The organism is Alistipes sp. HGB5, assembly GCF_000183485.2.
GTDB lineage: Bacteria > Bacteroidota > Bacteroidia > Bacteroidales > Rikenellaceae > Alistipes > Alistipes finegoldii.
In genome coordinates, this window is the sequence record NZ_AENZ01000034.1 from 1 (window position 1) to 12163 (window position 12163).

At 47.2% G+C, this 12163-nt stretch carries 13 protein-coding genes and 1 pseudogene; 12 read left to right on the forward strand and 2 right to left on the reverse strand.

Annotated features, from left to right (window positions below; genetic code table 11):
* Positions 1 to 312 precede the first annotated feature (312 nt).
* The 6 genes from HMPREF9720_RS05505 to HMPREF9720_RS05530 all read left to right on the forward strand — a co-directional run bounded on the left by HMPREF9720_RS05505 (position 313) and on the right by HMPREF9720_RS05530 (position 6087).
* Complete coding sequence (locus HMPREF9720_RS05505; RefSeq protein WP_005775881.1) at positions 313 to 1536, forward strand: site-specific integrase; 1224 nt, start codon at positions 313 to 315, stop codon at positions 1534 to 1536.
* Positions 1533 to 1922 (forward strand): hypothetical protein, encoded by a 390-nt coding sequence (locus HMPREF9720_RS05510; protein WP_004328110.1) that lies wholly within the window; start codon positions 1533 to 1535, stop codon positions 1920 to 1922. The genes HMPREF9720_RS05505 and HMPREF9720_RS05510 overlap by 4 nt, the downstream gene beginning before the upstream one ends.
* A gap of 277 nt (positions 1923 to 2199) precedes the next feature.
* Positions 2200 to 3405: a primase-helicase family protein gene (locus tag HMPREF9720_RS05515; RefSeq protein ID WP_004328112.1), complete on the forward strand. Its 1206-nt coding sequence runs from the start codon at positions 2200 to 2202 to the stop codon at positions 3403 to 3405.
* Positions 3406 to 3662: 257 nt separating this feature from the next.
* The gene (locus tag HMPREF9720_RS05520; RefSeq protein ID WP_005775883.1) at positions 3663 to 4601 is read left to right on the forward strand and encodes a toprim domain-containing protein; all 939 of its coding nucleotides are present in this window, start codon (positions 3663 to 3665) and stop codon (positions 4599 to 4601) included.
* 176 nt (positions 4602 to 4777) lie between these two features.
* Positions 4778 to 5143: a MobC family plasmid mobilization relaxosome protein gene (locus HMPREF9720_RS05525; protein WP_004329306.1), complete on the forward strand. Its 366-nt coding sequence runs from the start codon at positions 4778 to 4780 to the stop codon at positions 5141 to 5143.
* The gene (locus HMPREF9720_RS05530) at positions 5140 to 6087 is read left to right on the forward strand and encodes a relaxase/mobilization nuclease domain-containing protein (RefSeq protein WP_004329305.1); all 948 of its coding nucleotides are present in this window, start codon (positions 5140 to 5142) and stop codon (positions 6085 to 6087) included. The genes HMPREF9720_RS05525 and HMPREF9720_RS05530 overlap by 4 nt, the downstream gene beginning before the upstream one ends.
* Positions 6088 to 6108: 21 nt before the next feature.
* Here the strand turns inward: HMPREF9720_RS05530 and HMPREF9720_RS05535 are convergent, their stop codons facing one another.
* Positions 6109 to 6768 (reverse strand): helix-turn-helix domain-containing protein, encoded by a 660-nt coding sequence (locus HMPREF9720_RS05535; RefSeq protein ID WP_004329304.1) that lies wholly within the window; start codon positions 6766 to 6768, stop codon positions 6109 to 6111.
* Positions 6769 to 6830: 62 nt separating this feature from the next.
* Here HMPREF9720_RS05535 and HMPREF9720_RS15620 point away from each other — a divergent pair, with 62 nt between their 5' ends.
* Entirely contained in the window at positions 6831 to 6980 is a 150-nt protein-coding gene (locus HMPREF9720_RS15620; RefSeq protein WP_004329303.1) for a hypothetical protein, read from the forward strand.
* A 47-nt stretch (positions 6981 to 7027) separates the two neighbouring features.
* On the opposite strand, the gene HMPREF9720_RS05540 is transcribed toward HMPREF9720_RS15620, so the two are convergent.
* Complete coding sequence (locus HMPREF9720_RS05540) at positions 7028 to 7927, reverse strand: helix-turn-helix domain-containing protein (RefSeq protein WP_004329302.1); 900 nt, start codon at positions 7925 to 7927, stop codon at positions 7028 to 7030.
* 130 nt (positions 7928 to 8057) lie between these two features.
* On the opposite strand from HMPREF9720_RS05540, the gene HMPREF9720_RS05545 reads away from it, so the two are divergent.
* From HMPREF9720_RS05545 to HMPREF9720_RS05565, 5 genes and pseudogenes are all read left to right on the forward strand, one after another.
* Positions 8058 to 8834 carry an MBL fold metallo-hydrolase gene (locus tag HMPREF9720_RS05545; protein WP_004329300.1) on the forward strand — a complete coding sequence of 259 codons (777 nt, stop codon included), beginning with the start codon at positions 8058 to 8060 and terminating at the stop codon, positions 8832 to 8834.
* Positions 8831 to 9499: a radical SAM mobile pair protein A gene (locus HMPREF9720_RS05550; protein ID WP_004329299.1), complete on the forward strand. Its 669-nt coding sequence runs from the start codon at positions 8831 to 8833 to the stop codon at positions 9497 to 9499. Before HMPREF9720_RS05545 ends, HMPREF9720_RS05550 begins: the two co-directional genes overlap by 4 nt.
* The gene (locus HMPREF9720_RS05555; protein WP_004329298.1) at positions 9496 to 10371 is read left to right on the forward strand and encodes a radical SAM mobile pair protein B; all 876 of its coding nucleotides are present in this window, start codon (positions 9496 to 9498) and stop codon (positions 10369 to 10371) included. Before HMPREF9720_RS05550 ends, HMPREF9720_RS05555 begins: the two co-directional genes overlap by 4 nt.
* Positions 10372 to 11733 (forward strand): annotated as a pseudogene (locus tag HMPREF9720_RS05560) (hybrid sensor histidine kinase/response regulator); the annotation flags it as partial. It lies immediately after the preceding gene.
* On the forward strand, positions 11726 to 12163 hold a 438-nt coding region (locus HMPREF9720_RS05565), incomplete at its 3' end, for a response regulator (protein WP_139022465.1). The pseudogene HMPREF9720_RS05560 and the gene HMPREF9720_RS05565, both read left to right, overlap by 8 nt.

A 12163-nucleotide genomic window follows, 5' to 3' on the forward strand; every position in this document is an offset into this window, starting at 1 on the left:
TAAATTCACACCTAAACCTTAAACGACTATGGAACGAAACATTATTATCGAAAATCTCTGGAAAAGACGAATAAAAAGGGACAAATGTCTTCGTAATGCCTGTCAATAAGGCGTTTGCGAAGACAAATGAGGACAGGCGAAAAATCGAGGTAACGTAAAGGAAAGCGGATTTATGAAGAAGAACGGTCTCCAAATCATTACCCGCCGAATGGTGATTTTTAACACACCGTGTTGTATTTGGCAGCTTGTGGCACAGGTTGGCATATCAAGGTCTAACTCGTTGAGTAATAACTTTGCAAACAAAAAACGAGTATGGCAAGAAGCACATTCAAGGTTCTGTTCTACGTGAACGGCAGCAAGGAGAAAAACGGTATTGTCCCCATCATGGGACGAGTGACAATCAACGGGACTGTGGCGCAGTTCAGTTGTAAGCAGAACATCCCGAAAACGCTTTGGGACGTGAAAGGAAACAAGGCGAAAGGCAAGAGCCGCGAGGCACGAGACATCAACCTTGCCCTTGACAACATCAAGGCGCAAATCATCAAACATTACCAGCGCATTTCAGACCGCGAGGCATTTGTTACGGCTGAGATGGTGCGCAACGCCTATCAGGGAATCGGCAGCGAGTATGAGACGCTGCTAAAAGCATTCGACCGTGAGAACGAAGTGTTCAAGAAACGGGTAGGCAAAGACAGGGTAATGGCTACCTATCGGGCACGTGTACGGGCAAGAAACCATGTAGCCGCCTTTATCAAGTCGTTTTACAGACGCAGCGATATGTCCATGTTGGAACTTACTCCCGATTTCATCAAGGAGTTCGCCGCATACCTCTCGACTGAAGCCGGATTGCGGAACGGTTCGATATGGGCAAACTGTATGTGGCTGAAAGGCGTGGTCATGAAAGCGCATTATAACGGGTTGATACCGCGCAATCCTTTCATCCAGTTTCATATCAGCCCCAATGTGAAAGAACGGGAATATCTGACGGAGGATGAACTGAAAGCGGTCATGACACATGAGTTTGCAGACAGCAAGCTCGCATACATCCGTGACATTTTCATCTTTGCCAGTTTCACCGCCTTGTCATTCGTGGACATTCAGGAACTGACGAATGACAACATCGTGGAGGTGAACGGCGAGAAGTGGATATTGTCCAAACGCCACAAGACAAAAGTCGCCTTCCAAGTGAAGCTGCTGGATATACCCTTGCAGATAGTCGAACGCTACCGACCGATGCAGAAAGACAATCGTATATTCCCCGGCTTGAACTATTGGTCTATCTGCAAACCGTTGAAACGGATGATAAGGGAATGTGGCATAACCAAGTCAATATCATTTCATTGCAGTCGTCATGGCTTCGCAACATTAGCTTTGAGCAAGGGGATGCCCATTGAAAGCGTAAGCCGTGTGTTGGGACATACGAATATAGTCACGACCCAACTCTACGCAAAGATAACCACGCAGAAGCTCGACAACGACCTGACCATGTTCGGCGACAAACTGAGTAAGACGTTTAACGGAATAACGATGTCATGAGTATGAGAAGAAACAGCATAACAGTGAATGAATCCGGCAATATCATCATGCCGGAGAATGTCTCAAACATTTGGATGAGCGAGCCGGAATTGGTGGAACTGTTCGGAGTAATTGCTCCGACACTTCGTTCTGCCATCAGAAACATCTATAACAGTGGAGCATTAAAAGAATACGAGGTACAGAAGTATGTTCGGCAGGAGAACGGGTATCATGCCGATGTGTTCAGCTTTCCGATGATAGTCGCACTTGCATTCCGCATTGACAGCTTCGGTGCGGAACAGGTGCGCAATGCCATATTTAAAAGGCTGTACTTGCGAAAAGAGAAAACAAATATCTTCTTTTCGCTGGGTATAAATGGTTGGGATATGTCTAATTATCAGGCATAAGTTCTAATGATATGACGACATGAAGTAGTGAGACCTATGCGTATTCCCATTGCCAACAATGTATTTATACGAGTATGTGAATAGGTGTATTGCCATTCATACGTACGATTACGACAAACCCGAAGAAAAATCCATTAGAATGGCATTTCTTCGGGCTTTTGTTGTATGTCATAAAGCCAAATCCAAGAAAATCTTACGTGAGGTATGCGTGAGTTGTTAATCCGTTCTGCGCTAATTGCCGAGTTTTGCACTGATTAAACAAAAAAATGAAGTGCTAATGAAACAAGGCAACTTTGAAAATGAGGAGTTTATCCGTGTGGGTACTACCCTCTACAAGTTAGTGAACCAGCCCCGTCTGAACGGAGGCTATGTGAAGAAGCGCATCGTGTGGAACAACGAAACACTGCGGCAGGACTACGGCAAGGACTATCTCGCCACCGTGCCGAAGTACGACGGCTTCTGCACCGTCCCCGACCATGTGGACTACCGTCCCGTGGTGGACAAGTTCCTGAACCTCTACGAGCCGATAGGACACCGTCCGCAACAAGGCGAGTTTCCCTGTATCCGGTCATTGGTGCGCCATATCTTCGGTGAACAGTATGAATTGGGCATGGACTATCTTCAATTGCTCTACCTGCAACCCGTGCAGAAACTGCCTATCCTGCTGTTGGTATCAGAAGAACGCAACACGGGCAAGAGTACATTCCTGAACTTCCTGAAAGCTGTGTTTCAAAACAATGTCACTTTCAATACCAACGAGGACTTCCGCAGCCAGTTCAATTCCGACTGGGCAGGAAAACTGCTCATCGTGGTGGACGAGGTATTGCTCAACCGCAGGGAGGACAGCGAGCGGTTGAAGAACCTCAGCACCACACTTTCCTACAAGGTGGAAGCCAAAGGCAAAGACCGTGACGAGATAGCGTTCTTTGCCAAGTTCGTGCTATGCTCCAACAACGAGTATCTGCCTGTTATCATTGATGCAGGTGAAACACGCTATTGGGTGCGCAAGATAGACCGTCTGCAATCCGATGACACAGACTTCCTGCAAAAGCTGAAAGCTGAGATACCTGCCTTTCTGTATTACCTGCAATACAGACAACTTTCCACCGAAAAGGAAAGCCGTATGTGGTTTGCGCCCTCTTTGCTGCATACCGAAGCCTTGCAGAAGATTATCCGCAGCAACCGCAACCGATTGGAGATAGAGATGTGCGAACTTATCCTTGACATTATGGAAAGTGTCGGCACGGACACATTCTCGTTCTGCCACAACGACATTCTTCTTTTGCTGGTACATTCGCAGGTAAAGGTGGAGAAGCACCAAGTCAGAAAGGTATTGCAGGAATGTTGGAAACTTACTCCTGCCTCTAACGGGCTTACATATACCACTTACCAATTCAATTACAATCGGGAGTGCCGATATGAGCCGATAAAAAGAGTCGGTCGTTTCTACACCGTCACAAGGGAACAACTTGAATCCCTGTAATACTATTCTTTTTTTGTTGAATTGATGAATAATGATATAACCATACTGATAATAAACAGCATACACTCTCAACAAATTCTCAACAATCGAAAAGAAAAGTTGAGAGGGAAACAGCATCAGTTTGTTGGATTCTCTATTTGTGAGTGGTTTGTTGAGAAGATGTTGAGAATATAAAGCATTAACGTATAGGACAATACATATCTCATTCATCAAATCAACGTTTTTACAGTCATCATCAAATCCATAGAAATTATATCATGAACATCCAAGAAGCAAAACAAATCAAAATTGCGGACTATCTGCAAAGTTTGGGTTATTCGCCCGTAAAGCAACAGGGAAACTGCCTGTGGTATAAATCCCCGTTCCGTCAGGAAACGGAAGCCTCGTTCAAGGTGAACACCGACCGCAACCTGTGGTTCGATTATGGACTGGGAAGAGGTGGTAACATCATCGCACTTGCAGGGGTACTGTACGCATCCGACCATGTGCCTTATCTGCTTGGCAAGATAGCGGAACAGGCACCACACATCCGTCCCATATCTTTCTCTTTTCGCCAGCAGGCATCCGAACCGAGTTTCCAACATTTGGAGGTGGGCGAACTCACCCATCCGGCATTGCTCCGATACTTGCAGGAACGGGGCATAAACATCGCTTTGGCAAAGGCGCAATGTAAAGAGCTCCACTTCACCCATAACGGCAAGCCCTATTTCGCCATCGGTTTTCCGAATGTGGCGGGAGGATTTGAAGTGCGTAACCGTTTTTTCAAAGGCTGTGTCGCACCCAAAGACATCAGCCATATTCGGCAACAGGGAGAAGCGAGAGAGAAATGCCTTGTATTCGAGGGCATGATGGACTATCTTTCATTCCTCACGTTGCGGAAGAGGAACTGCTCGAACTTGCCCGACCTTGACAGGCAGGATTACGTCATCCTCAATTCGACCGCCAATGTTTCCAAAGCTATAGATGTGCTGCACGGGTATGGACGTATCCACTGCATGCTCGACAATGACGAGGCGGGAAGAAAGGCGTATCGGGAATTGGAAAGGAAGTTCGCCGGACGCATCCGCGACTTCTCCGACAACTACAAAGGGCATAAAGACCTGAACGATTACCTGCGTGGAATCCGGCAGAAATTAGCCGTTAGTCCACCGCCAAGAACTATCGTAAAACCCAAGAAGAAAGGGTTGGGATTATGACATCCCGAATGAGAAAAACGGGAGATGCCCGAAACTCATTCCTTAAGGATTGGGAGGTAGCAAGTTTGTGTTTCGGGTGTACCGAAACCGCTTGCCACCCACCATCCAAATTGCAGGAGGTGGCATCCCGTCGGTCTATACAGTTGAATCAGTAACCGAATTAAAAGGAATAAAATATGGAACAGACAAAGGAACACAAGGAACGCAACAAGGGAGGTCGCCCCAAGAAGGAAGCAACCGAGAAACTGAAATACCGTATCGCAGTGAAAATGACGGCAGCCGACTACTTCCGCCTGCTGACACGATCGCATGAGGCGGGCGTATCACCAAGCGAGTACATGAGGGAATGTTTCCGTAACGGTCATGTGAAAGAACGGCTGTCGGAGGAACATGCCGGATACATCCGCCAACTCTGCGGCATGGCTAACAATCTCAACCAGCTTGCGCGTAAGGCAAACGCCGGAGGCTTCCACGATGAACGGTGGGACTGCAAGGTGGCAGTGGCAAGGATTCATGAACTTATAACCAAGATAGGGATATGATGGCGAAAATCGTAAAAGGAAGCGACTTCAAGGGTGCGGTGGATTACATCATCGACAAGAAGAAGGATACGCAGATAGTAGCAAGCGAAGGCTTGTTTATGGAAAATCTGGAAACTATCGCCATGAGTTTCAATGCCCAGTCACGGATGAACGATAAGGTGACAAAACCTGTCGGACATATCGCGTTGAGTTTTTCCAAAGAGGATGAGTTACGGCTGACGAACCGTATCATGGCAGGCATCGCGCTTGAATATATGGAACGGATGGGAATCAAGAATACGCAGTTCTTCATCGCCCAGCATTTCGACAAGGAGCATCCGCACGTGCATATTGCTTTCAACCGCATAGACAACAACGGCAATACCATATCGGACAGGCACGAGCGTCTGCGCAGTACCCGCATCTGCAAGGAATTGACCTTGAAATACGGCTTGCATATGGCTGGCGGAAAGGACAATGTCAAACGCAACCGCCTGAAAGAGCCAGACAGGACGAAATATGCGCTTTACGACATCATCAAAATGGAAGTCGGCAGATGCGGCAACTGGAACGTGCTTATCGCCAACCTGAAACGGCAGGGAGTGGAAGTACATTTCAAGCATAAGGGGCAGACCAGCGAGGTGCAGGGTGTTGTATTCTCCATGAATGGCTACCATTTCAACGGCTCCAAAGTGGACAGGCGTTTCAGTTATTCCAAGATTGACGCGGCTTTGCAGCACAACAGATGCAGGGAACGTATGGGAATAACAGCCGGAATATATGAAACGGCTACACCAAGCGCACCGTCCGGCACGGCACAAAGCGAGTTGTTCAACGGCTCTTGGGGATTGCTAAAAAGCAGTGGCTCATCTTATAACGCTGCTGATGCGGAAGCCAATCAGGAAATGGTGGATATACTTCGCAGAAGGAAGAAAGTTAAGCGCAAGAGAGGTGTTGGGTTCTAATATTCTGTACTAATCCAATTCTCACGACACTTGCGCTCTATATTCATTCGGAGTGTAACCTACCTCTTTCTTGAACAGTCGGGTAAAATGTTGCGGGTACTGAAAACCGAGATTATAGGCGATTTCATTAACGGTGTCGTCTGTAGATGCAAGTTCCGTCTTGGCTATTTCAATAGACTTGTCATGAATGAAATGCAGGGCGGTTGAACCTGTTTCTTTTTTCAATAAATCACTGAAATAGTTGGGCGAGAGGCAGAGCTTGTCTGCACAATACTGTACAGTGGGCAAGCCTATCCGTTTAGCAGCCCCATCATGGAAGTATTCGTCAAGCAACCGCTCAAATCTTGCGAGGATGTCTCGGTTTTGGTTGTCGCGTGTGATGAACTGGCGGTCATAGAAACGTGTGCAGTAATCAAGGAACGTCTTGATGCTGTCTGTGATGAGGTTCTTGCTGTGACGGTGTATCGGATGGTTCAATTCATATTGAATCTTGTGGAAACAATCCATGATGATTTGCCGTTCTTCCACACTAAGGTGCAATGCCTCGTTTGTCTCGTAGGAAAAGAACGAATATTCACGCATTATCCGCCCGAGAGGTGTATTCCGCAGCAGGTCGGGATGGAACATAAGCAGGTAGCCATCTGGTTGGAACTGCATGCCGTCATCTTCCGCACCGAACACCTGTCCGGGCGCGATAAATATCAGTGTGCATAATTATTCCTAAGTCTGTGAAACCGGAACGCATGAAGCAGAATCTCGACATATTAGACTTCACCCTGTCGGCCGACGACATGGCACGGATAAAGACGCTGGATACCGACAAGCCTTTCTTACTCGGCTCGCACGAAGATCCAGAAATCGTAAAATGGTTCATGCAGTACAAAAACGCCTGAACATCAACAACCATATTTCGATAGCCGCTATCGACTATATTAAGAAGTTATTCGTATATGCCTTTATTGTAATCCGTCATGTACTGAGTAAATGTTTTGCCTGTTTGCTGTTTGAAGAAGCGCATGAGATGGCTCGGATCAGAGAAATTGAAATCATCCGCCATTTCACTGACAGTGCGGTTGGAGAATAGCAATTCGTTCTTCAGTTCCTCAAGCAGACGTTGTTTTATCAAATGGGTAGCTGATACTCCGAATTGGGCTTTTACTGAGTTATTGAGTGTGATGCGACTGACATGAAGCATGTCTGCATATTCCTGCACCCGCTGGTGGGTGCGGATATTCTGTTCCAACAAGTCCTTGAACCGAAAAGCGAAATTGTTTTTAGCAATTTCAGCGGGCAAGCAATAGGCGGCAGCGTATGTACGATTGATAATCAGCAAAAGATAATATAGTAAGGAAACAATGATATTGTACGTATCGGACACTGGATTCATCAGCTCATACTTAATCTTTCCGAGCAGCCGCATATATTCCTTCATTTCGTCATGTGTGGCATTGATGTAAGGCGGCGTATCTGTCTGGTAACAATACAAAAGGCGAAAAACGAAGAACTTGTCGGCGATAAAAGTACGCATGAAATCTTCGCGGAATATAAGGAACGTGTAATCCAACGCCGTCTCATCTACATGCCACTCTTGTTGCTGATGGGGTGAAAGCAGGAGAACCATGCCGTCGCGCAGTTCAATCTTGCGGAAGTTCAGTAGCAAATATCCGTTTGCCTTACGGAAAAAGTAGAAGCTGAAGAAGTCTGTCTTAAACCGCTTGTTTTCTGTCAGCACAAGTCCGATGTCCTTGTTTATGGCAGTATTGATGTAAAAATCCACGCCGCAGCGTGTCTTGTTGAACGGTACGCTGACCAGTCGATCAGGGTTGATTATCTCGTCCATATCCTTGTCGTTTTTGCAAAGATAATAATTTCATTTATCAAAATGGCATAATTACCGTTTTTTCAGGCATAGATGTTTCGCCGGATTCTTCCGAACTTTGCACCCGTAATCAATAACAAGACATATAGTCATGAAAAAGACATCTACAGTACAATTGGTGCGCAATGCCACCTTGAAAATCAGGTATGCGGGACACACCATGCTAATTGACCCCGTTTTAGCCGACAAAGGCACTTTGATATCGGCCCTCGGTGTGAATAAAACACCGAGGGTACACCTCACCATTCCTATTCAGGATATTATCGGAGGCGTGGACATGGTGCTCCTGACCCACAATCACATCGACCATTACGAGCCGAGTGTCCCCACACATTTGCCCAAAGAAATTCCTTTCTACGTTCAGCCCCAGGACGCGGACGCCATCAGAAACGACGGATTTACAAATGTGATACCCATCGAAGAAATAAAAACAATAGACGGCATATCCATTTACCGCACGACCGGACATCATGGTTTCGGGCAGATCGGGCAGATGATGGGACCTGTATCAGGTTATGTGCTAAAAGCCGAGGGCTTCCCGACCGTTTATATAATGGGTGACTGCCGATGGGAAGCATGTATCCGAGACACCGTGGAACGGTTCAATCCTGACTATATCGTGGTAAACTCCGGAGGTGCAATCTTTCCCGAATTTTCCAAAACGGACGGTCCTATCATCCCCGACGAGAACGAAGTGATGCAGATACTTGACGAATTGCCTTCGCATATCAAGCTGATAGCCGTACACATGGATGCCATCGACCATTGCCAGACCACCCGTGCAATTCTGCGCAATGAGGCAACGCATCACGAAGCCGACATGAGCCGGCTGATTATCCCGGAGGACGGAGAAACAGTTGTGTTATGAGTGTCTGCATTAAATCCCTGATAAAAAACATGAACATAGTGGTAGGGTGCACTATAGGATGCCCTTACTGCTATGCCCGTAACAACTGCCGCCGTTTCCACATTACCGACGACTTTTCCGTGCCTGAATACATGGAACGAAAACTGCGCATCATCGATACGTCCCGTCCTCATGTGTGGCTCATGACAGGAATGAGCGATTTCTCCGATTGGAAGCCTGAATGGAACGCAGAAATTTTCGAGCGGATCAGCAGCAATCCCCAGCACGCCTATATCTTTCTGACGAAGCGCCCTGACAAAATCAGTTTCTCCTCTGACGACGAGAACGTATGGATGGGCGTGACCGTCACGCGCAGTTCCGAGAAAAGGAGGATTGATGATTTGAAAAAGAATATCAAAGCACGACACTACCATGTCACGTTTGAACCTCTCTTCGATGATATCGGCGAGATTGATTTCGAGGGAATTGACTGGATTGTCATAGGCACAGAGACCGGAAACCGAAAAGGAAAGTCATATTCGCGCCCCGAATGGGTGCTTAGCATTGCAGAACAGGCAAAGGCTCATGGCATACCGGTGTTCATGAAAGAGGATTTGCTGCCGATTATGGGCGACGAAAGAATGATTCAGGAATTGCCGGAACAATTTACCAGACGAATACAATGAATATGGATACAATAAAGGAAATAGATGTAAAGAGTGTAATGACCAAATCCTCTCTGCCGGTGGGAGGATATTCGGTCAACCCTTATGTAGGGTGTCCCCACGCCTGCAGGTATTGCTACGCATCGTTCATGAAACGGTTCACCGGGCACACCGAGCCGTGGGGTACGTTTTTAGATGTAAAAAACTGGAAGCCGATAACGAATCCTCATAAATACGACGGTGAACGTGTTGTAATAGGGTCTGTGACGGACGGTTACAATCCGTATGAAGAAGAATTCCACCGTACCCGAAGGCTGCTCGAAGAGCTGCGAGGAAGCGATGCCGAGATTATGATATGCACAAAGTCCGATCTTGTCCTTCGCGATCTCGACCTGTTGAAGAGTTTTCCCAAAGTGACTGTGTCATGGTCTGTCAATACGCTCGACGAGCAGTTCTGCGCAGATATGGACAACGCCGTAAGCATTGAACGCCGTCTGAAAGCGATGCGTCAGACATACGAGGCAGGTATCCGCACCGTATGCTTCGTCTCGCCCATATTCCCCAGAATAACAGACGTGAAGGCAATAATAGAGGAGGTAAAAGATTATGCTGATTTAATCTGGCTTGAAAACCTGAATTTACGCGGGCAGTTCAAAGGCGGGATAATGACGTATATCCGTGAGAAGTATCCTGACCTCATACCGCTTTACGAGGAAATTTACAATAAAAAAAGGCTTGAATACTGGCAGGCATTGGAGCAGGACATTTCAAATTACGCCAAGGAGCAGGGCTTCCCGTATCGTATAAACGATCTGCCATACGGACGCTCGGAAAAAGGCAAACCTGTCATCGTAAACTACTTCTACCACGAAAAAATACGATTGACAAAATGAGGCTATGCCGGACTGATGCAGAAAAGTTGTAGCGCGGATAAAAGCACCATGTATGTGGATAATATCCGGCAATCTTCCGAGCGTATGCGGGAGATGCTCAACACGCTGCTGGATTTCTTCCGTCTGGACAACGGCAAGGAGCAACCCAACCTTTCCCCTTGCAGGATTTCCGCAATCACGCATATTCTTGAAACGGAGTTCATGCCCATTGCCATGAACAAGGGGCTGACTTTGATAGTGGAGAGCCACACCGATGCGGTGGTTTTGACCGACAAGGAACGTATCCTGCAAATCGGCAACAACTTGTTGTCAAACGCCATCAAGTTCACGGATAACGGTAGTGTATCATTGGCAGCGGATTATGATAACGGTTTGCTGAAACTTATCGTTGAAGATACCGGTACGGGCATGACCGAAGATGAGCAACAACGAGTATTCGGTGCATTTGAACGTCTTTCAAATGCCGCCGCAAAAGACGGCTTCGGATTAGGATTGTCCATCGTGCAGCGTATTGTGGCGATGCTCGGTGGAACTATACGCTTGGAAAGCGAGAAAGGCAAAGGGAGCCGCTTCACGGTGGAAATTCCCATGCAGACAGCCGAGGAACTGCCGGAACAGACAATTCAAGCGCAAATGCGCCATAATCATATCTGCCATGATGTGATTGCCATCGACAATGACGAGGTACTTCTCCTTATGTTGAAAGAAATGTATGCCCATGAAGGGATGCACTGCGATACCTGTACCAATGTTTCGGTACTGATGGAGCTGATACGAAAAAAGGAATACAGCCTGCTTCTGACGGATCTGAATATGCCTGAGATAAGCGGTTTTGAACTGCTGGAACTGTTGCGCTCATCCAATGTAGGCAACTCGAAGAGTATTCCCATAGTCGTGACAACCGCTTCGGGCAGTTGCAGCAAGGAGGAACTTATAGGGCGTGGATTTGCCGGATGCCTGTTCAAGCCGTTCTCCATATCCGAACTGATGGAGATTACGGATAAATGCGCATTAAGCAGCATATTGGATGAAAAGCCGGATTTTTCCACTCTGCTATCTTATGGCAATGAATCCGTCATGCTGGACAAACTGATAGCGGAAACCGAAAAGGAAATGCAGGCGGTCAAGGATGCAGAACAGCGTAAAGACCTCCAAGAACTGGACACACTTACACACCATCTGCGAAGTTCATGGCAGATTCTCCGTGCCGACCAGCCATTGAGGGAACTTTACGCCCAACTTCATGGAAGTGCCACTCCAGATGACGAAGCGATATGCAAAGCGGTGACCGGCTGTGCTGGATAAAGGTGCTGAAATTATCCGGCAGGCAAAAGAAGAAAGGAAAAATACGAAAATGGATAAAACAAGAATCATCGTGGTGGAGGACAATATCGTGTATTGCGAGTTTGTCTGCAACCTGCTGGCACGGGAAGGATTCCGTACCGTGCAGGCTTACCACCTCTCGACCGCGAAGAAACTTCTGCAACAAGCCTCAGACGGGGACATCGTGGTTTCTGACCTACGACTACCCGACGGTGACGGCATCGACCTATTACGATGGATGCGCAAGGAAGGCATGACACAACCGTTAATCATCATGACCAACTATGCCGAAGTGCATACGGCAGTCGAAAGTATGAAACTCGGCTCGCTGGACTATATCCCCAAGCAGCTTGTGGAGGATAAACTTATGCCTCTGCTTCATACCATCCTGAAAGAACGGAGTATCGGACGAAATCGTATGCCCGTTTTTGCCCGTGACAGTTCCGCCTTTCAGAAAATCATGCAACTG